Source organism: Sorangium sp. So ce362 (assembly GCF_051519845.1).
Taxonomy (GTDB): Bacteria; Myxococcota_A; Polyangia; order Polyangiales; family Polyangiaceae; genus Sorangium.
The window spans coordinates 2,724,348-2,744,147 of sequence record NZ_CP150332.1; the positions used below are offsets into that span (position 1 = coordinate 2,724,348).

Annotated in this window: 21 protein-coding genes and 2 pseudogenes; 3 read left to right on the forward strand and 20 right to left on the reverse strand. The window is 66.5% G+C overall.

The genetic code is table 11. The features are described from left to right. Window positions 1–227: 227 nt before the first annotated feature. On the reverse strand, window positions 228–848 hold the full coding sequence (locus tag WMF17_RS10895; protein ID WP_437649261.1) for a hypothetical protein: 621 nt from the start codon (window positions 846–848) through the stop codon (window positions 228–230). A 389-nt stretch (window positions 849–1,237) separates the two neighbouring features. Next, complete coding sequence (locus tag WMF17_RS10900) at window positions 1,238–1,477, reverse strand: hypothetical protein (RefSeq protein ID WP_437649263.1); 240 nt, start codon at window positions 1,475–1,477, stop codon at window positions 1,238–1,240. Between the two features lie 146 nt (window positions 1,478–1,623). On the opposite strand from WMF17_RS10900, the gene WMF17_RS10905 reads away from it, so the two are divergent. After that, entirely contained in the window at window positions 1,624–1,962 is a 339-nt protein-coding gene (locus tag WMF17_RS10905; RefSeq protein ID WP_437649264.1) for a helix-turn-helix domain-containing protein, read from the forward strand. Between the two features lie 264 nt (window positions 1,963–2,226). Next, window positions 2,227–2,496 (forward strand): hypothetical protein, encoded by a 270-nt coding sequence (locus tag WMF17_RS10910; protein WP_437649266.1) that lies wholly within the window; start codon window positions 2,227–2,229, stop codon window positions 2,494–2,496. 20 nt (window positions 2,497–2,516) lie between these two features. On the opposite strand, the gene WMF17_RS10915 is transcribed toward WMF17_RS10910, so the two are convergent. The 11 genes and pseudogenes from WMF17_RS10915 to WMF17_RS10965 all read right to left on the reverse strand — a co-directional run bounded on the left by WMF17_RS10915 (window position 2,517) and on the right by WMF17_RS10965 (window position 7,511). Further along, entirely contained in the window at window positions 2,517–2,993 is a 477-nt protein-coding gene (locus WMF17_RS10915) for a DNA sulfur modification protein DndB (RefSeq protein WP_437651318.1), read from the reverse strand. Continuing rightward, window positions 2,960–3,253: pseudogene (locus tag WMF17_RS10920) on the reverse strand (DNA sulfur modification protein DndB); the annotation flags it as partial. The gene WMF17_RS10915 and the pseudogene WMF17_RS10920, both read right to left, overlap by 34 nt. A 12-nt stretch (window positions 3,254–3,265) precedes the next feature. Next, complete coding sequence (locus WMF17_RS10925; protein ID WP_437649268.1) at window positions 3,266–3,427, reverse strand: hypothetical protein; 162 nt, start codon at window positions 3,425–3,427, stop codon at window positions 3,266–3,268. Window positions 3,428–3,503: 76 nt separating this feature from the next. Then, the gene (locus WMF17_RS10930) at window positions 3,504–3,737 is read right to left on the reverse strand and encodes a hypothetical protein (protein WP_437649269.1); all 234 of its coding nucleotides are present in this window, start codon (window positions 3,735–3,737) and stop codon (window positions 3,504–3,506) included. Beyond that, a complete protein-coding gene (locus tag WMF17_RS10935) occupies window positions 3,734–4,033 on the reverse strand; it encodes a hypothetical protein (protein WP_437649271.1) in 300 nt (99 codons plus the stop codon). Before WMF17_RS10935 ends, WMF17_RS10930 begins: the two co-directional genes overlap by 4 nt. Then, the gene (locus WMF17_RS10940; protein ID WP_437649272.1) at window positions 4,030–4,518 is read right to left on the reverse strand and encodes a DUF6884 domain-containing protein; all 489 of its coding nucleotides are present in this window, start codon (window positions 4,516–4,518) and stop codon (window positions 4,030–4,032) included. Before WMF17_RS10940 ends, WMF17_RS10935 begins: the two co-directional genes overlap by 4 nt. An 82-nt stretch (window positions 4,519–4,600) precedes the next feature. Further along, window positions 4,601–4,816 carry a hypothetical protein gene (locus WMF17_RS10945; RefSeq protein WP_437649274.1) on the reverse strand — a complete coding sequence of 72 codons (216 nt, stop codon included), beginning with the start codon at window positions 4,814–4,816 and terminating at the stop codon, window positions 4,601–4,603. A gap of 29 nt (window positions 4,817–4,845) precedes the next feature. Next, on the reverse strand, window positions 4,846–5,100 hold the full coding sequence (locus WMF17_RS10950) for a hypothetical protein (protein WP_437649275.1): 255 nt from the start codon (window positions 5,098–5,100) through the stop codon (window positions 4,846–4,848). Further along, on the reverse strand, window positions 5,097–5,495 hold the full coding sequence (locus WMF17_RS10955; protein WP_437649277.1) for a hypothetical protein: 399 nt from the start codon (window positions 5,493–5,495) through the stop codon (window positions 5,097–5,099). The genes WMF17_RS10950 and WMF17_RS10955 overlap by 4 nt, the downstream gene beginning before the upstream one ends. Window positions 5,496–5,628: 133 nt before the next feature. Further along, on the reverse strand, window positions 5,629–7,158 hold the full coding sequence (locus WMF17_RS10960; protein WP_437649278.1) for a YifB family Mg chelatase-like AAA ATPase: 1,530 nt from the start codon (window positions 7,156–7,158) through the stop codon (window positions 5,629–5,631). A 194-nt stretch (window positions 7,159–7,352) separates the two neighbouring features. After that, window positions 7,353–7,511, reverse strand: a complete 159-nt coding sequence (locus tag WMF17_RS10965) for a hypothetical protein (protein ID WP_437649280.1) — start codon at window positions 7,509–7,511, stop codon at window positions 7,353–7,355. Window positions 7,512–8,096: 585 nt separating this feature from the next. On the opposite strand from WMF17_RS10965, the gene WMF17_RS10970 reads away from it, so the two are divergent. Next, a complete protein-coding gene (locus WMF17_RS10970; protein ID WP_437649281.1) occupies window positions 8,097–8,750 on the forward strand; it encodes a recombinase family protein in 654 nt (217 codons plus the stop codon). Here the strand turns inward: WMF17_RS10970 and WMF17_RS10975 are convergent. The 7 genes and pseudogenes from WMF17_RS10975 to WMF17_RS11005 form a co-directional block, all read right to left on the reverse strand. Continuing rightward, a complete protein-coding gene (locus WMF17_RS10975; protein ID WP_437651501.1) occupies window positions 8,666–9,001 on the reverse strand; it encodes a cupin domain-containing protein in 336 nt (111 codons plus the stop codon). The genes WMF17_RS10970 and WMF17_RS10975 overlap by 85 nt on opposite strands. Window positions 9,002–9,011: 10 nt before the next feature. Continuing rightward, window positions 9,012–9,281: a hypothetical protein gene (locus WMF17_RS10980; protein WP_437649283.1), complete on the reverse strand. Its 270-nt coding sequence runs from the start codon at window positions 9,279–9,281 to the stop codon at window positions 9,012–9,014. A gap of 520 nt (window positions 9,282–9,801) precedes the next feature. Beyond that, the gene (locus WMF17_RS10985; protein ID WP_437649285.1) at window positions 9,802–10,284 is read right to left on the reverse strand and encodes a hypothetical protein; all 483 of its coding nucleotides are present in this window, start codon (window positions 10,282–10,284) and stop codon (window positions 9,802–9,804) included. Between the two features lie 30 nt (window positions 10,285–10,314). After that, the gene (locus WMF17_RS10990; protein ID WP_437649287.1) at window positions 10,315–10,488 is read right to left on the reverse strand and encodes a polymorphic toxin type 43 domain-containing protein; all 174 of its coding nucleotides are present in this window, start codon (window positions 10,486–10,488) and stop codon (window positions 10,315–10,317) included. Window positions 10,489–10,518: 30 nt separating this feature from the next. Beyond that, window positions 10,519–11,687: pseudogene (locus WMF17_RS10995) on the reverse strand (IS4 family transposase). 330 nt (window positions 11,688–12,017) lie between these two features. After that, on the reverse strand, window positions 12,018–12,524 hold the full coding sequence (locus WMF17_RS11000) for a hypothetical protein (RefSeq protein WP_437649288.1): 507 nt from the start codon (window positions 12,522–12,524) through the stop codon (window positions 12,018–12,020). Window positions 12,525–12,532: 8 nt separating this feature from the next. Further along, the gene (locus tag WMF17_RS11005) at window positions 12,533–19,795 is read right to left on the reverse strand and encodes a SpvB/TcaC N-terminal domain-containing protein (RefSeq protein WP_437649290.1); all 7,263 of its coding nucleotides are present in this window, start codon (window positions 19,793–19,795) and stop codon (window positions 12,533–12,535) included. Between the last annotated feature and the right edge of the window lie 5 nt (window positions 19,796–19,800).

The following is a 19,800-nucleotide window of genomic DNA, read 5'->3' on the forward strand; positions in this document are numbered from 1 at the left end:
ACGAGATCGCCATGCTCGAGATCGCGAGCGCAGATCTGGCCGATGAGGCCATGGCGGAAGAGGGCGATTTACTCCGCGTGATCTTTAAGTTTGAGGATGTCCACGAACGGTCCTTTCCACGGGTGCGTGTCGACGACCCGTGGAAACCCAGTGCCAGAGCGCTCCGCCGCCGTGCCCGATCTTGGATGGTGGAGTCGCCGGAGCTCGCGTTTCGCGGAGCATGGGCATCACGCTGCGAGCGCGGCGCCGCGGAACGCCAGGTGAGCGGCGGGCTCGCCGGCGCCGCCCCGAGGAGACAGCGCCACGAGCTGCATCGCCGTGCGCTCGGCGATGTGCGCGCGGCGGCTCTCGGCGCTGTGGCGTCCGAGCCGGGGGAAGAGCTGTCCGCGGCGACTGGCTTCGATCCATCGCGACGGCGCGAGCCACCGCTCGGCCGCCGCGACGCCCACGATCACGGCGCCGCAGACCTCGGCACGGACGACCGGCGTGGTCGCGCCGTCGAGTCCGATGCGGGCGAGCACCCAGCCGATCGCCGATGCAGTGTAGCGCCGTCGGTGCAGCACCCCGCGCGGCACGACGACCGTGATCGCGCCGCAGCCGCTGCAGCGGTAGCGCCGAGCGCGCACCGTGACCTGCTGGGGAGCGCCGCCTGGGTCGAGCGGGCCGCACACCTGGCGCTCGCGCAGGCCGTGACCGCGCATCCCCCGCGGGCCGTTCACGGGGCGGCTGGCCGCGTCACAGCAGGGGCAGCGCGGCGGCCGCATCTGCTCGACCGAGGGCAGCGCGGTCATCCAGCGCTTGATGTCGATGTCGGCTTGAACGATCCTGCATGAGCTCCGTTCCTCCAAGGTCCTCGGAGCACGACGAGGGGAGGACGAGTCGCCACAACACGCATCCCCTCGTCGCCTATTTTGTGGCCGGCCCCGCGCCGATGCTCCGCTCCGCTGCCGCTGGCCTTACGCCGGCGGCAGCGGAGACATGCCGCCCAGTGCAGTGGTAATTGTGGCAATGGATCAGGAATGCTCGCCGTCCGGGAGACGGCGGGCATCGATGCGAGATTTTGTGAGAATTTTGGACGCCCATCCGGAATGCACTTTGGCGAACGCTCGCCGACGCCGCGCCCTCTGGGTCCACCCCGGCTCCATCTTTCGGGTCCGCACCGACTCGATGATGGCGGGGCCGGGAGCAATGGGTGGATATCCATCACGAACAGGGATCGAGATCTGGGGGATGTCCATTACTGGGAGGGCGCGGTAACACCAAGGCTCGCGATCTCGAGCGACGCCACGATCATCAAGACCTCGGCCTTGTCGAGCTTCTCGCCGTAGACCCGGCCGATCCAGTAGACGAGCGTCGCTTCCAGCGCGGCGAGGCCGAACGTGCCCATGCCAGGAACGGGCGCGGCTGCGAGCGCGCCGCCACCCGCCGCCGTTACGTGCACCCACTCGCGCGCCTTGTACTTGCAGGTGATCGCCATCCGCTGCCCCTCACGGCGTAGGTTTGTCGGGACAAACCTCTAGCGCTGCGTGAAGTGCAAGGTCAAGCGTCGGCGCGGCATGCGGCTCTCTGCCGTGGTTTGTCCCGACAAACTACCCGCCCAGGCTCGTTCCGTACGGTCGGCGCGTGCCTCGTCGCACCGAGCCCGACCCGCACGCCCTGGCCATTGGCCAGCGGATCAAGCTCCTCCGCGAGGAGGCTGGGCTGACGCTCGAGAAGCTCGCGTACGAGGCGGACTTCTCGAAGGGCCACTTGTCGAACCTGGAGCGCGGTTACGTCATGCCAACCGTGGCAACGTTGCAGGTCCTGGCGGACCGGCTCGGCGTCCTCGTGGCCGACATGGTGAGCGATCCCGACGGCTCCGACCGCGAGCGCATCCTCGCGCTGACGCGCACGCTCCCCGCCGGCACGTTGAAGAAGCTGGTCAGGGATCTGTCGCCGTCGAAGACAAAGCGCACCCGATGATCGTCACCGGCGGTTGAGCCGCCGGCCGGCGTGCCCGTCTCCGAGCTGCTCGGCGAACTCCGGGCCGGCCCCTGGCTCGCGGAGGTCGTCACCGTCGCCGCAGTGGTGCCGAGGCACCTCCGCCCCTGGCGGCGCTGCGGGCTATGGCGACGCAGAGGCAGGCGCTGCTCCGGCGTCGAGGACAGAGGTCCGAGACCGTGAGGCGCTGTCGTGGGCGGGAGCGACCGTGACGGAGTAGTAGGGCCAGCCCACGATGCGCTCGCCATGTGGAATGTACTGGACGAAGAAGAGAACGATTTCCGCGCCCTCGAGCACGACAACCCGCCCCTCACGGTTATCTTCTTGGCGCCGGACATCGCGCGGGCAGCGGCTGCACCGACGCGTGCCGCCTTCCAGGCGGGGCTGGAGGATGTCCTGCGTCAAAGCCAGGCCAAGAACCCTCCGAAGTTTACGCACGACGACCTCGATCGAATTCGCGCGCCAGTGGGAGGCGCAGCGTTTCAACGGCCCCCCACCTTCAAGCGGTCCGGCTGAGCGCATCATCCTGAAGCTCGTCAGCGCAAGCAGTACTGGCTCTCGACGCCTCGATCCTCCACGCCGAGGTCGAGCCCGAGGTGCTTCTTGAGCACGTTCGCCGTGAGCACGACGCTGGCCGCGGTCTTCGAGACCTGCCCGTTGACGAGCGCCCGGCCCTGCCAGGTCGGGCTTGTGCGCGACCAGTCGAGGGCACCCAGCCCAGCGAGATCCGTCTTCCACGTCTCCGGCCGCTCTCGGGGGAGGGCGTTGCCGGCGCGCCCGATGGCCTCGAGCCCGACGGCATGCGCGTGCAGGCACTTCTCTCGCCGCTCGCTCGCCCTGATCTTTCCCTCGGCGACGGTCTGCCGGTCCCGCATCGCGCCCGCCATCTCGGACCAGAAGGACACGGCAAGCTTCTTCGACTCCTCCCGGTTGCAGTTCGACCCCCGCAGCAGCGCCCGCGTCGCCTCGTGCACCGCGCTCAGCGCGAAGAGCTTGCCCGGCCCGCCCGCGATCGAGGTCTTCTATCCGTCCGTGAGCTTGGCGAAGAGCGGGACCTCATGCACCACCGCCTTCGCCAAGCTCGCGAATTCGTCGCGGTGGTCATAGAGGAGCGCGAGCGAGCCGTTCGGGCGCCCCCGAAGCGGTTCAAGTCGGCGAATTTCTGCGGCGACTTCTCGAGCCCGCCGTCGATGAACAAGACGACGGAGATCGCCTCGTCGCCGAGGCCACCCCCCTTCTTGGCGCTGTCCTCGGGGACAGCCTGCTCGATCGCTGCCCGCCGGTGTTAGCCATCAAGGAGGGCGACCGGCATGGCGCGGCGGATGTCGAGCGTGCCGACCCGCGACTTGTCGGTCGCCGGCTCGAAGCGGGGCAGCCCATCGACGGCGCCGACCATGGGCAGTGCGCATCTCGCGACGCCGGCCGTCTTCTTCGACGGCTTCTTCATCGCGTGCCTCTCGTCGTTCTCGTTGTCGGCGCCAGCCGGCGGGCCCGAGCTTCCTCGAGTCCACCAGGAGCGCGGATCAGTGGAGCGCCAGCCGCTGATGGCGGTACTCGATGGACTCACGCCACGACCCGACGAACCCGCGGCCCTTGCAGAGGGCGTGGGTCAGGATCACGGCCATGTTCACGCGCGGGCTGAACCAGACGACGCGCTCGTCGTCGTCCCCCTGCCAGATTCTTCCGCCGTGCTCGCGGGCGTACATCACTGCGTTGTCGAACGTGTCGAACTCGATGACCCGGGCCCCCTCGATCATCGCGATCCCCGCGGGCGGGCAGGACGCGCTCGCTCTGCCGCAGCGCTCTCGAGCGAGTCGAGCTCGACCGACGCCATGGTGATGTACCAGTGCGCCCGGCAACCCTGGCAGAGCCGATCGATGTCGTAGGCCCAGAGTGGTCGCAGGTTCTTCCGGAAGTTTCGCGCCTGCTCTTTCTTGAGGCACGAGATCGAGCCGGTGCACCGGAGCGCCTCGGACTTGTTCGTGCTGTCGGCGAGTTGCCGCACCCGCTCCGCCAACGCGGCGAGCTCCTTCGCGCGAGCTCTCGGCGTCATCGCACACCTCCCGCGGCCTGCTCGTCGGTTCGGTTGGCCGGGATGTTCGCCCTGAGCCACTTCACCCGCGAGCCGCAGCCGGCGATGCCGCGTAGGGGCTCCTCGGGTCGTGGCAGGTTGTGCCAGTGCGCTCCCTGCGCGAGCGCGCCGGCGTACAATGTACCGGCGAGGATCACGAGCTGGGGCGGCAGCTGGAAAGACGGCAGCAGCTGCCCGACGGTGCGCACGCCCCAGTCCTCGCGCTCGCGCTTGTTGTACAGGCGAAGGCTCCGGTCATATGGGCGGATTGCCGCCTTCGGTGCGACCGCGCCGTAGAACGCCGACACGATGAGCACCGCGTCGCAGGTCCTCTCGGCGTAGTCGTACGCGGCCCGGAAGAGCGCCGACGTGTAGAGCTCGCGCGCCGGCGCCGAGTGCTGCAGCTTCGAGGCCGAGCAGCCCACGAGCGCGACCCGCGGGGCGCCCGGCTTCTTCTCCGTGAACATGGATCTCTCCCATCGCGCAGCGGAGCGGCGCGTGTGGAAGCGCGCCCGAGGGAAGCTCCCCCAGGCGCACCAGGTTGCTGCTTCAGAAGAGCGCCGGCCCCGCTCCACGCCGCGGGAGAGCCTCGACGGTGAGCAGATGCCGATCGGCGACTTCTTCTTCCGTTGTCCTGACGACGCGGACGGAGCTGTAGCCTTCGTCCTCCCTGCGTCGGACGATGACGCGCTCGCCCGCTTCTGTGATGAGATGCACCGCGCCGCCCGGCGCCGTCTCGATGCGGATAACGCGCAACACCTTCATCGCGATCCTCTCGACGAAGAGCGCCGGTCTCATCGCTTCTGCTCGCGCAGGCGCCGGCCGACCATCTTCGCGAGCGCCTCGGCGCCCGCGTTGTCGATGGCCTGGATGAACACGTCCCTCTCCGGCCGGGAGACGGAGATGCCGAGGAACAGCACCCCGTCCATCCGTCGAGCCGCTCGGATGAGCTTCACCACGGCGACGTCACCCCGCACGTGCGCCAGGTTGACGAAGACCGTCCCATCCGATCCCACGGCGAACGGCGCCGTCGCGATCTTCGGGCTCACGATGACAGCCCCGCGCGCGTGATCCGGGACTCCTGCGAAACGGCTTGTGCGAGCGACAGGAAGAAGTCCACGACCTCGTGGACCAAGGGGAAGGGCGGCGGGCCGATCTCCTCGAACGGGTCTGGGATGTCGAGCACGCGCCCGTCTGGGCAGCCGAGCATCAGGGTGTCGATCCAGTGATCCGTCTCGGCGAGCGGCACCACCCAGTGGCCGACGAGGTCGAGGTCAGCGAGCAGGTCCTGGTAGGACTTCATCATCGCGATCGCGAACTGGTGGTAGTAGTCCCACTGCGGGGCCGCGGCCGTGCATGCCCGAAGGAGCCTCCGGGTGAGGCGACGGCGAACGCGGTCCAGGACCGGCGGCGGCACGGTCTTGTTCTTCGCGAGTCTCAGCATTCAATCCTCCAACGAAGAAGACGGCGCGCAGGAGTGCCTGCCCGCCGCCCTCGTGTTCTTGTTGGTCACCAAGGAAGGCGAGCTGCGCTGCCGTCGCGGTCCGGTTCCCTCCGGACGCCGACGTGCTCGGCGATCAGCCCGGGGGCGTGGCCGCGGTTCCCCGAGGCGGGAGCAGCACTGCATGCACGGCCTCGGCGACGTGCCGGGCGTGAACACCGTCGCTGCCGTCGAGGTCCGCGATGGTGCGCGCGACCCGGAGCACGCGGCTGTGGGCCGCCGCTGAGAAGCTCAGCCGCTCGGTCGCCTCGGCGAGTACATGAGCCCCGACCGCGTCCGGCATCGCGACCTGGTCGAGCTCCCGGGGGGAGAGCTGGGCGTTGGTCCGGGCTGTCGCGCCCGCTCGTACTCGCTCCTGCTGCGCAGTGCGAGCCGCGACGACGCGCTTCAGCACCTCGCACGAGGGCTCGTCCTTCGATCTGCTCTGGAGCGCGGCGACGTCGACCGGCGGGAGCGCCACCTGGACATCGAAGCGGTTGAAGAGCGGATCGCTCAGCTTCGCCCGGTAGGCGCGCAGGCGCTCGGGGGAGCAGACGCAGCGCCGCGCGTAGTCCTCCGCGAACCCGCAGGGGCACGGGTTGATGGCGGTAACGATGAGCGCCTGCGCCGGGAAGGTCGTGCGCGTGCGCCCGCGGGCGACGGTGACGCGGCCCTCATCCAGGGGCTGCCGCAGGGTCTCCAAGACGCTGCTCCGGAACTCGAGCAGCTCATCGAGGAAGAGCACCCCGTGGTGGGCCAGGGAGACCTCGCCGGGCCGCACCGGCTCACCGCCGCCCACGAGGCCAGCTCCGCTCACCGTGTGATGGGGCGCGCGGAAGGGACGCGCCCCTATCAAGCCGACCTCCGGCATGAGCAGGCCGGCCACGGAGTAGACCGAGGTGACCTCGGTCGCCTCCTCGAGCGAGAGCGGCGGCAAAATCCCCGGCATCCGCCGCGCGAGCGTCGCCTTCCCGGCCCCGGGCGAGCCCATGAGTAGGAGGTGATGTCCGCCGGCAGCGGCGATCTCCAGCCCTCGCCGCGCGGCATGCATCCCACGGAGGTCGGTCAGGTCTGGCGCCGCCGCCGGGGGCACGACCGAGATGCGCGGTGGCTCCCCCGCGCTCTCTAGCGGGGCACCTTCACGCATGTGGCGCACGAGCTCGACCAGGTGGTCCGCCACGAGCACCCGGATCCCGGGCACGCTCGCGGCCTCCCGGGCATTCGCCTTGGGGACGATGGCCCGGGTGATGCCCTGGGCGATGGCCCCGCGCAGGCTCGGGAGTACGCCGCGCACGGGCCGGATCGCGCCGCCGAGAGAGAGCTCGCCGAGGATCACCATGTCCTCCAACCACGCGGTAGTGACCTGCCCCAGCAGGGCGAGGATGGTGAGGGCCATCGGCACATCGAACGTTCCGTTCCTCGCAACCTCCTCCGGCGCAACACGGACGGAGACCCCGTGCTGATGGAGATCCACGTTGAGCTGCTGCAGGGCGGTGCGCACCCGGATGCGGGTCTCCCTCTGGCGCGCCTCGCTGAGGCCGGTGATCTCGAAGGAGGCGGAGGCCGGCGCCTGTGTGATCGTCGTCTCGATGCGAACGAGATGCGCCTCGAGTCCGAGTAGGGACATCGAAAGTGCGCCGGCACGCAGCGCGTTCTTGGACTGCTTCATATCATGACTCTGAAGAAGCGAAGGCGGCGCACGGAAGTCCCGCACGCCGCCTTCAACTGCTTCTCTGGTTGTGGTTTACGGGTGAAGGCTGGGCGTGCGTCGGAACGCCGCTGAGGCGATCTCTGCGAGGGCGACGGCGACGACGGACTCCGCTACGATGACGGCCAGATTGCCTCCGAGATGGCTGCCACAAGCAGGCCGGCGACTGCCGTGGCGGCGCCCTTCTTCGTCGCGTCCGCGGTGAGCACGCGGATGATGTAGGGCTGGGCGGCGTAGGGGCGCTGAGGGTCGGAAGTGGATACGTTGGACATGAGGACTCCTGTCCGCCCGAGCGGACGCGGTGATACAAGTGCGGGGATGAATGAAGACGCGGCGCGGGTGTGTGGAGCAGCCCGTGAAACGACTGCGTTCAGCTCATGCAGGCGAGGATCACCTGCGCGATCATCGCCAGAAAAGCCGCCGTGATGCGCAGTGCCTTGATGAAGAACTTGGTGTTGCTCATGGGTGCAGTATCTCCGTGAAGGAGCTCTCCTTCACAGCTCTTATCCCGCGTTTCGTGGCTCGTTGCCTCACGATGACGAGGGGCGTCGCGGTCGCGCGCTGCGCGTGGCGACAACTCGAGCTGCTTCAGGGCGCGCTGCCAAAGCAGGGGAGCGACCACCTTCCTGCTGGCTTGCGAGGCCACCCGTGCGGTTCGCTCGGCCCGGAGCGCCGAGAGCACGCGCGGCGAGCAATGTGCCGGCGCGGCGAGCGCCGCGGATCTTCGGTTTGCCGGAGCCATGGCGCTGGCGCACGGAGCGTGAGCGCAAGGCGAAGATCGTCGGGGCAATCGAGCGGCACGAGAAGCGGCTCGCGAAAGTGGACTGGGCCGGGCCAGGGGCATCGACTTCATCTCCATGCACGACGCCATCGACACGAGCACACTGGCCGAGAGGTTCAGCTTCACCATCATCGCCGCCGTGGCCGAGCTGGAACGGGAGCTGTTCCGGGAGAGGACCACGGCCGGGCTCCAGGCCGCGAAGAGGCGTGGCGCCAAGCTCGGCAGGCCCAGGGTCGAGTTCGACCTCGGGCGGGCCGTGGCTCTTCGTGGTCAGGGATGGGTCCATCCGCGAGGTCGCCGCCGCCCTCGGCGTCCACCCGACCACCCTCCATCGCGCCCTCTTGGCTGTTCCACGATCGTCCCCGGAAGGCGCCTGAGCGACGGGCCGGAATCTCGGGGTTTTCGATGCTTCGGATCAGCATCGAACGGCGTGGCGCAAAGGATGGTCTTTGCAACACGTGCCGCCGCTGCGAACCGCTCCATTATCCGCTCCGGGCCTACGTCATCCCCATCTTCGGCCCGTTCACCTGTCGTATGGACATCGCTCGATGGCAAGGCTCAACACCGACAACACCGGGCTGTCGATGGCGCACGGGCTCGGCGGTCGGCAAGGATGGGAAGAATGACCGAAAGCCATCAGCCACGTCAGGCGGGCGAACGGAAGTCCTCGGGAAGCTCCCAGACCATTATCAGCTCCACGGGCGCTTCTCCTAGGACGCGGAAGTGGTAAGTCCCTTCCGGAAGAGCGGCGAATTGTCCCTCACGGATCTCGATCGCCTCCTGAGAGCCGAATCTGAAGGAGCAAGTCCCATGAAGGACGTAGCAGATGCCAGCGCGCATGACGCCATCGTCGTCCTCGCCTGCTGCATAGATGCTGCGGCTAATTCGGAAGTTTCCCGAAGGCCGGTGTAGCATTCGAATCTTGGCGTCCGACATTTCGCCGAGTGTTGCCACATTCCAATCTCGCACTAGAACGTTCATGGGCTCCCTATTACTGTGGAAACGTGATGCCGTGGCGTGCGAACGCCTCCCTACCGACCTGAACACTCTCGGCCGTCGGCCTGAAGTGGCCGCTGAACCTCGAAATTCTCATTCCTACAAACTTTCCGACAACCCCGGCGACCTCTGCTTGTCCCGCCGCAAGCACCGGCTTCCCACCTGACAACACCGCGTGAGAAATCTCGACTCCCTTCACGGTGTGCGGAGAGATGGCCAGTTCACCTGACTCGGTGACAACCCACTTGATGGTGCCCTCGTTCACGGCTGCCTCGAAAGCGGGCGTCCCAGGACGAATCGGTTTCGCGCCCACCTTGGCTGCTTCAGCCAATTCTCCCGCGAGCCGCTTCGGGAGCTGATTCGGAAACGTTGCTTTCGGTGCTGCTTCAGGCGCCGCTGCTCCTCAGATCGCCGAGGTCATCCACCTGCGACGCGTCGACATCTCCTTGGCGCCATCGGCGCGGTGCTCGATCGCCACCGGCCATCTCGCAATGCGAAATGTAACGCAGCAAAGATGCTCATTCGATCAACGATCGTCAGTACCGCCCCAAAAAAACGGTTGCTGAGACTGACGAGGGCGAGCACGGCCAACTTCGACGTCGCTCGCCCGATTCGTCCTCGCCGTTCCTGGCTACGCGACCTCACAGTTTAGATTTGCCATTGGCATTGCGGACAACGAGATGTGGCGCAATGCGCGGTCGGGCGTCAGCAGCCGATGACTTGCACGGTATGATGGCTGTAGCTACCTAATTACCGGTTCTCTGCTGGTGACGGGGCCATCTGTGTCAGATGCTGCGACGCCTCAGAATCGAGAAAGCAGCCTGGCGCAGGCTTTGAGTTCCGCGTTTGCTGCGCGCAAACTCGTCTAATGCATTGCGCGCATCATCATTGGGCGAGACGTGTTCGAGCCACGATAGCGCACGCTCAATGTAAGACGGGGACCGCTGTTGCAATGCGAGACTAAGAACCTTCTGTACTAGATCTCTTGCGCCCGTGCGCAGCTCTTCGTCGTCCCCTATAACACGACCCGTCTGTGAATCAAATTCCGTGTATTCCATGTCGAGAAGAGGCAGGAAGAACAACATGTTCTCAGCAGTTGCAGAGATGAGGCTTTCTGTTCGGGGAACAAATTGCAGCCATTGGCCCTGCTCGTCGACGCCTATTGCTAGCGAAGAGGTGACGACAAGCGCTCGCCAGCGTCGCACCTCATTGGTGTCGCGCACCGGCGATTCCTGCCAACTGCCTACTGAAATGGTTCTTGTCAACATAACCGTCACCATGTAGCTGAGTGAGGCACCTTAACGCCATGTAGCTGAGTGAGACACCTTAACGCCAAAAGACTGCATGAACTCCGTGAACTGCGTTCGGATCTCCGGCGTCCAAAGGTGTCCTAAATGACCGCTGTGCTCATCGGTCCGAAGGCGTGCGTCCTCACGCCAAATCGTGCCACCGACAGCCGAATTGCTTCCCATAGCGAGTGCCTCGTGACCTGATGCATCCCCTCATATAATCCCGAGAATTTCACGGGTCACGGCGTGCTCACGGAGAACTTCGCCGTACGCTGTCATGAGTTGAACAAGCCGCTCTTCCCGCATGCTGGGAATGGCAGTGTACCAGTAGCATCCCTGGTTATAGAGCGACAAGGTTCGATGCTTTACGGTATTGGTCTTCAGGAGGCGATCGAGGCCGGCCCGTTCTCCTGCCTCCCCAAGGAGCGTCAGGAGCACGTGCGCAAAGGCCGCTATGAGCAGGAGTCGGTCGCGTCGGGCAGTGTCGCCAATATGCGTGGCGGAGAGATCCATGCCAAAATGAACGTTCTTGACGTCGCGGAACGTCTCCTCGATACAGAAGCGGCGTCCGTAGAGCTTGACCACCTGCTCGCTGTCAGGTCGGCGCGGCTGGTTGCGAGGCACCAGGACTCCTTCATCCGCTTATCATGAACGAGCACAACCGCCGCGATGGCCGTCTTGTCCTGCGTGACCCGGACGCTCTTCAGCATCTTTGCCCGTCCGGTCGATGCGAGCCACTCGCCTGCAGGACGCGCAGTACCATCGGCATCGGTGACGATGATGCACTCGCGGAACCGAATGATGTAGTCCCAGCCCAGATTGACGAGATGTGCGTACCGCTCCTGGTCGCCGAAGCCCCGGTCCGCCAGCAGTGTTACTCGAGTTGTCTTCGGAAGGATGTCGTGCAGCCGCTCGATTACCTCATTTTCATAGACATTGCGCATACCGGCCAACGACGATTTTTCGACCGTTTTCCACATGAGCGGCGTTGCTCGCCCGTGACGGGTGATCAAGTACAGCGCCAGCGTGGCGTGATTGTCGGCGTCAAAATCCGTCCAATCGATAGCGACCAGCAGCTCCTCTCGCGACCCCACTACGAAGCGAACCCATGCGTCGAACAGAAGCCATGGGGACACATTGTTGTTACTCAGCAGCCGATCAACCTGTTTGGTCGTGTGCTTGGGGCTACCGTCTCTTGCCCACGCCAACCCTCGCCCGATTACGTGAATGCAAAGGGAGACGGAGTACAGAACGCCCAGGGTTGCCAGCGACAAGGACAGCACGGTCTTGACGTGCAGGTCGACTTTCACAGCGGCGTGAAGAAACCGCTCGATGCTACTCGCGCTGAGCCCTACGCGATCGAGTTGCCTGCGAGCCTTCATGGAATGCGACCGCTCCTCCGAGCGCGTCGTCGTCAAGTGCCCCTTCGCCTTGCCTTCCGTGCACGCGTCGACGCCCGCCGATTGCCTCATACTGATACTATTCCGGCCAGCGACCGCAAATTCTCACGTGTCCGTCGTCGGCTCGCCCGAAGCACCAGAAGTTGGTGGGTTCATGCAATCAATCATCCCACATTCACGACCGGTGGGAGCGGCGTGCCTGCGGCGCGCGAATCGACGAATTTGCCGTATAAAATGAGGGGATCTGTCAGGCGACGACTACCTCGCCGCGTACGCGCGCCCCTCTGCCATACGCTCGTGACTACACCACATCTATCTGCTCTTCAGCAGGCGTCGGCCCGCATGACGAAGCTTCTGCGTGGGACCAGAATCGGCGAGCGCTGCAAGCGCTCGTTCTACCTTCGGCGAGCGCTCGATGATATTAGCCCAATCCAGCGCAAGAGAGGCCCAACGCAGGGACTCGCTCGCAAGACCCGTAGCGACCACATCTTCGAACGGAAATAGTTCTATGAACTCCTCCGGTATTCCTTTCATTCGCAGCCCTTCCAGAAGACGTTGACGCGCCTCGACCGGCGTAACCTCCAGGATTGGCAACAGAAATACGCATTCATGCCCCAGCGGGAACTCGCTCGCGGATTTCTCCCCTATTATGACCCACCAGCCATCCGAAGAGATGCCCAAATCGAGTCGTGCGGTCTCGAGCGATGCGACGGGAGTCAACCGTATCACGGGTCCATTGTTCGGCCCATGCAGAACTCTCCAAGGGATCGACAACTCGGCCAGACTTGCCACGAGCTGACGGCGCCGTTCCGTATCCATCAATTCTCCTACGGTGTGTGCGTGACTTTCCACGGTGTGTGTGTGACTTGAACCCCATGCTTGCTCATGAAGTCGACGAACTGTTGCCGAATCTCGGGGTTCTGGCGCCACCCCTCCCCGTAATGGCCGCTCCACTCATCTGTGACCAGTCCTCCAGCCTGCCGCGAGATGCGGCCTCCGAAGATGCCTGGGTGCGGCGAGATCCCGGCCGCATGCAGGATGGCGTCGTGCCCGTGGAGCCGCTTCTCGGTGCTCATGATGAACCTCCCGTTCTTCGCGTCGAAGATGAAGTCCATAGGCGTAGCCGCACCGAAGTTCTGTACGGCCTTCGATGACCGATACGCGTCGCTTACCTCGAAGAAGCCCGCCGCTGGACCACTGCCCCTCGCATGACCTCTTTCGGCGTCAGCGGCACCCTTCTGCTCCGTACTCGCCGCAGCAGGCGATCCTTCAGGCTTAGTACTGGCATCTGGAGTAGCCGGTGCCTGGCCTGCCCCTTGCTCTTTTGCAGCCTCGGGCAGCGGCGGTACCACAGGTGTCATGCCCGGTGATCGCGGCGGCTGCGGAGGTCCAGGAGGAGGGGCTGAGATGCCGCCATCACCCTTGGCCGAGAGTTTCTCGACGAGATAGCTAACACCCAGCTCGAAAAGAACTATCCCGACGCCGATCGCAATCGAAGCGCCGGGGCCGCCGACAGGTGGCGGTCGGGGGGGCGCCGCGCCCCGCGTGGCAGGAGTGATCCGAAAAATCCCAGAAGTCTCACCTCTGGACGGAAGAGCAGGCGGCGCGGAAACTGGCTTGGCAACGGCAGCGCCCAACGCCGCCGGAGTCCCGCCTTCTGAACGCGCCTCCTCCTTCGAACTCTCTGGAGCTGTGCCGCCAAGCCTATTTGTCACAGCGGCGGCGATACCGGTTTTCAACTCGATCGGCTCCCGAGGCCATCGCCATTGAATCGGCGGCTGCGGTGTGACTGTACGCCCATCAGGGTCGAATAACGTCGTGGGATTGTCCCTCGCGTACGTGTACAGGCCCGGCCCGTCCACCATGCCCGCTGGATCCGCCGCCGTCCACCTCCCGAGCCACGGCGCGTAGTACCGCGCCCCGTAGTAGTACAGCCCCGTCTCCTCGTCCTTCTCCTTGCCTATATATCGATAGCGTTTGAGGCTCACCTCCGCGGCGCTTCTGGCCGACCAGTACGCCGTCGTCCCGTACGGGTGGTACTCCTCGTACCCGATCACGAGCCCCGCCCCGTCGACCTCCAGCGACGCCGACCCGAGGTGGTTGTCGAGCTGGTAGCGCACCCGCGGCGTCACCGTGAACGGCCCCGACGTGTCCACCGTCTTCGTCTCCACCATCGCCACCCGCCGCGCGCCATCCATCACGTGCAGCGTCTGCCGCTCCAGCGAAAGCCCCGATCCGTTGCGCCGCCGGTAGACCTCGTAGCCGCCGAGGTAGATGCGCTCGTCCACAAGCCCGCTGTGCTCCCAGACCTTGCGCACGCGCTGGCCCGCAGCATCGTAGTCGTAGTAGACGATCCCGCCTCCGTCGAACTCCGTGCTCCGCACCTGGTCGTTCTCGTCCCAGGTCAGCTCCTCGATGTGCGGCATGGCCGTCATGCTGCCGTGCGCGTCATGCGCATAGGTGCTGAACGGCCCGTGCTCCGGGTCCCCGGTCGTGCTCATCAGCCGGTTGTTCGCCGTCTCGTACGCATACCACCGCGTCCAGCTACCCGTCCCCGCCTGGTGCACCATCCTCAGCAGGTTGCCCACTGCGTCGTAGACGTACTGCTCCGTATAGTTCCTCAGCGCCTGCGTGTTGTTCGGGTGCGGCAGCGACATGATCGGAAGGTCGTTCTGGTCACGCGGCGCGTCCGACAGCCCGCCCGCGTGCTCCCGCCCCGTCCCCTCGATCAGCCGGTAGACCGCGTCGTACACATACTGCGCGCTCGGCGACACCACATCGTCGTTGAAGAACACCGTCTGCTGCGCGCTGTCCCCGATCTCCACGATGTTCCCGACCGGGTCGTACACGTACCTCAGGTTCTGCAGCACCGTGCTGTCAGAGCTCCGCGTCGTCTTCAGGCGCGTGAGCCGGTACGTCAACGGATCATACGTATACTCCGTAAAGGTGCCGTTGCCGTACTCGATCCGCTCGCGCTGCCCCTTCGCGTCGTAGTCGATGTCGTCCACGAACGTCGTCCACGCCACCGCGCCGCGAATCCGCGCCTCCACACGCTCCAGCAGCCCCGCCTCGTTGTACGTCGGCTTCACCTCGCTCGCGTCCGGCGCCGTCACGCTCGTCGGCCGGTTCAGCGCGTCGTACGCCGTCTGCGTGTCGAAGCTCTCCGTCTCCAGCAGCGGCTCGGCCGCCGTCGCGATGGCGGACACATCCGTCAGCGCCGACAGCACCGACCAGTCGGCGTCCGCATGCACATCGCTCCGCAGCCGCCGCGACGCCTGCAGCACGTTGCCCTTGAAGTCGTACGCCTGGCTCGTCACCACACCCGCGCCATCATACACCTGGTACGGCCTGCCGCGCAGGTTCAGCGCCGCCGCCTGCGGGTGGGCTTCGCCGTGGACGTAGCGTCTCACGAGTCGCTCGCTGCCCGAGCCCAGCTGCACGTGCTCGTGCGTCGGCCGGCGCAGCCCATCGTACGACGAGCGGTAGACGAACCCCCGCCCGTTCCAGGCGCGCAGCCGCTGTCCCGTCGCGCCCGCCAGCATCCACCGCTCGCCGCTGTCGTTGCTCTTCTGATAGAGCGGTTGCCCGCCCAGCCCGAAGCGATGCTGCATCGCCTGGTTTCCGCGCGCGTCGGTGATCAGGAGCGGCCGCCCCTCGATATCGAGCGTCGTCTGGGTGATGTACTGCCCCTCGGCCCCGTTGTCTGCCACCGCGCGGAACACCCGCCCCAGCGCGTCCAGGTGGCTCACCGCCGCCGTACCCGCGTGCGCCGCGGCCAGATCCGCCGCACGGCGCTCCGTATCGCCTTGGGGCAGCGCCTGCCGCGCCGCGTACCACGCGCTCTCCAGCACCGTGTCGTTCGGATCGTGCGACGTCTGCTGCCACGCATCGAACACCACCCGCGAGAACGTGCCGTTCGGCAGGTCGGTCCGGATGAGCCGGCCGAGCGGATCGTACCGCAGGATCGGCGTGACCCCCCACTCCACGAGCTCCGCTTCGTCCTCGTACTCCTCCGTCGCGCTGAAGAACGGCTCGTACTGCTTGACCGGATTGCCCTTGTTGTCCAGCACCGTGCGCCCGGTGCCGACCCAGCGCGGCGTCGCATGCGAAAACACCAGGTTGCCCTGCGCGTCGTGTACCAGCGCGCCGTTCACGTCGCGCTCGGGCGCGAGCCCCGGCTCCGCATTCACCTTGCGCAGCACCTCGTTGCCCGAGCCGTCGGAGTAGCTGTACGTCTCGAGCCAGCGCGGGTTACCCGGTCCGTGCTGCTCACGGGCGCGGGCGTGCACCACGTTCGGCTTGCCGGTGAAAACGAATCGCTCGAGGTCGTACGCGAACGTGGCCGTCGGATCCTCGATCGGGTCGCCCTCGCCGCCGCCCGGCTTGCCCATCACCACCAGTAGCGTGACCCTCCCCAGCGCGTCGAAGCGCACCTCGCTCTCGTTGCCGTTTTGATCGGTGAGCCGCCGCGGAGCGAGGACGCGGTAGTCGGGGACGGCAAACACGGCATTGCTCAGCGGATCCGTCACCTGCGTCACGAGCAGGCAATGTGCGTCATAGACCACGTGCGACGTGTTGCCGAACGGATCGACAAACGTCGTCGGCAAGTAGAAGTGGGCCGCCGAGGGCACCGCCCGCCCCGAGGACACCCACCAGTCCGGATCCCCGTCGAGCTGCAGATAGCCGCCCTCCGCGAGCACGGCACTCGTGACGCGGGCCCCGAACACGGACGCGAGCAGCGACGGGGTGAGCACCTTGGCGAAGCTCTCGTGGACCAGCGCCCTGCCGCCGACCTCGCCGAACGGCAGCGGTCCGCTGAGGTCGTCGCGCCAGTATCTCGTGCGCGTGTGCTGCAGAAGGCGCTTCTGAGAGGAGCCGTCCGGCGTGCCGTCGTACGCGAGCACCGCCGCGGCGTCGGCCGCGTGCAGCACCGTGCCGAAGGGGAGCACGCCCTCCTCGCCGAGCGGCAGCCCGTGCAGCTCGTACGTCCGGCTCTCCAGGGGGACACCGATGCGGTAGGCGCCGTCCCCGCTCGGGATCAGGTGCGCCACCTCGTGCTCCGTCAGCGTCGCCTTTCCCTGCGCCTGATCGAGGAACGCTGTTTTCGCCACCCGGCGACGATACCCGATCTGCGCAGAGCGCTTGACTACGCCCTGCCTGTCAACCTCCAGCGTGAGCGTGTGCGTGATGCGCGGATCGCTCGCGTCGCGCTCGTAATGCTGCTCCAGCGTCTCGCGCGCGTGGGCGAAGAACACGCCATGCGCATCGCCCACGGCGGGCTGGAGACGCTGGATCGAATAGCTGTGCTCCGTCACGACGTACGGATGTGGCTCCTGCGCCGAGCCGTCGAGCGCATAGACCTCCTGGCGGAGAATGCGTCCCTTGAGCGCCCGGCACGCCTCACGCATTTCGTCGGCGTGCAGGTTGTCCGGCAGGAGCGTATCGTCCAGGCGAATCGCGTCCACGCCGCCAGCATGATACTCGCTCTCGTACTGCCGGGAGATCGTGCCCCTTTCGAACCAGGCGCCGGTATGGAACCACGTCTTCGTGCGCACGGGCGGCAGGTGCAGCTCGGGATCGGCGTTGGCCGGGGGCGGCGTGGCACCGGCACCGCTGAAGGCCGAAAAGGACTCGGTGTCGAGCTGCTCGACCATGCCGAAGCCGCGCATCTCCCGCTCCACGCCGTCGTAGTCGCCATGATGGTACGCGTACGTGGTGACGAAGCGGTGCCGCGAGACCGCGTCGAATACCTCGACGCGCTCGACGACGTGCACGACGAACGGGAGCTTCGTCACCCAGGGGCGGCCGGCCGCCCGGTCGGCGAGGTAGAAATTCGTCGAAGGCGCATACGCGAGCCGCGTCTCGAGCCCGAGGTTGTTCTTTACCGAGGTCAAGAGATAGGGCTTCTTGCCGCCGAGCAGATCGATGTACCGCAGCGGCGCCGTGCTCGCCCCGGGCAGCGGGCTCGACCACACGAGGCAGCCTGTCCCGGTGCCGAGCAGATCGAGCGCAGCGATCGAGGAGAGCTGGCTCTGGTCCATGAACTTCGGGACGTGGACCGGTGCCGCGAGCGCATTCCCCGCCTCGTTCGCGTAGATGCGCGCCCCCTCGCGGTGGATGTAGAGGATGTCCGTGGTGCCCGACCCGTCGAGGTCGGCGAGCCGGATGCGCCGCGGATCGAACTGGTCCGGCTCATCGAACCAGGGCGCCCGGGCCATCTCCACCTTCGCCCCGAAGCGCCCGTACCCCACGTTGGGCCAGTAGCAGACGCTGCCGTTTCGGATGCGGACCAGATCGGTGAGCCCGTCGCCGCTCATATCGGCGAGGAACAGGGTCTGGGTGCCGTCGGCGAAGATCAGCGCCGGACCATGATCTCCGTCGCGCGGCGCCGGGATCGTGATGGGGTTGTCCAACCCGCCCTTCGCGAGCGACGGGTACCACACCATCACATCGCCGCGCGCGATGAGGATGTCCTCGTGCCCGTCGCCGTTCAGGTCGACGAGCTGGAAGTTCGGGTCCGACCAGTCGATCACCGGCTGCGCGGCAAACGGCACGAAAGGCGCCCAGGAGCCCTCTCTGGTCCGGTCGAAGTAGCCCGCCACCGGCCGCTCGAAGAAGACCATCTCCTTGCAGCCATCGCCGTCGAGATCCAGCACCTCTAGCCCACCGCTGCTCAGCGAAGGCCTCGTCGGCAAGGCGAGCGCCGGCCCGAGCTCCCCGCCGCCGAGGTTGCGCTTGTAGAACAGCGCCTCGCCCTGGCGCACGAGCAGGCCGGGGAGCGCTTCGCCGTCGAGGTCCACCCATGCATGCGCGCCCTGAAGCGCGCCGGCGAGATCCGCCGCGCTCGTCTTGTCGAGCTCCTGGACCGTCGTCTGGATCTCGGGGAGCGAGTAGCCAAGCACGATCGGCGGATACGATTCCTTGGTATAAACGAGCGTCTCCGGATCGCGGACATACCCGGTGTGCGTCACCGACGTGAGCCGGGTGAGAACCGGGCTGTCCGTATAGGCGAGCTCGGTGGCCTTCACCAGGCAAGGGCTTGGACCGAGCTCCTCCAGGGTATGGAACATCAGCACGCGCCGGCAGAGCCGGTAGGTGCGGATCTCGAAGCCGGCGCGGTAGGTGGAGAACGCGTCGGCCCGGCACGGCCAGGTGCCCGGCCCCTCGATCGCCGGCGCCTCGGCGTCGTGTTCGCCGTAATCGAAGACCACCTCGAAGAGCATCGACGACGGGTCTCCCGGCGTCGTGTTGCCGTACCGGATCCGCTTCAGATAGCGGTTCACGATCGCCGAGGCCCCGGCGTGCCGGTGCGCCTCGTGAGGCCCGCCGCGCGTCACGCCGGCGAGATCTTCGGCCTTGTACTCGTACGTGATCACGTTGCCCCGGTCGTCGCGCGTCTCCTCCAGGAGCCAGGAGAAGATGCGCCGCGGCGCCTTCGGATCGGCGATCCGCGCCCCCTCCGATCGCCCGTAGATGCTGGTGACGTTGTCGCGGGTCGTCACCTTCCAGTACACCGCGCCGGTGGTCCGGTGCTGGCGCCGCTCGATGCGCGCGAACTCTCCCTCGACGCGTGGCCGATAGCCGTAGACGAGCTCCTCGCCGTCTTCCTCGCGGTGACGTTCTCCGTCGTCGCCCAGCACGGGAACCAGATCCTCGGCACCGGAGAGCACGAACACGTCTGACTCCTGCGCATCATCGTAGCGCGGCAGCCCTTTCTCGGTCTTGCGCGTGATCTGGGGCACGGACAGCCGCCACCCGACGCCAAAAGGGCCGCTCCCGGCGCCCGAGTCGTACACGAGCGAGAGCTCAGGGTGAAACCCGGATCGGCCGGGGCTCGTAGCGATCGGCACCGTCAGCGTTCCGGTGCCTAGGGCGGCGCCGACGGAGAACTTCTCGCCGATGCCACGGATGGCGCCGCCTCCTTTCGGCAGGGTGGGCGTGGGCGAAGCGCTCGGCCTGATGCCGCCCTCGTGGGCCCCGGTCGTTCGCGTGAGCCCGCGCTCGTTGGTCTCGGTCGTTCCCCATCGTGCGGGCGCTGGGAAAGCATCGCGCTGGGCCTGAGGATCGTTCGTCGAAGATCGATAGGTCATGGTGC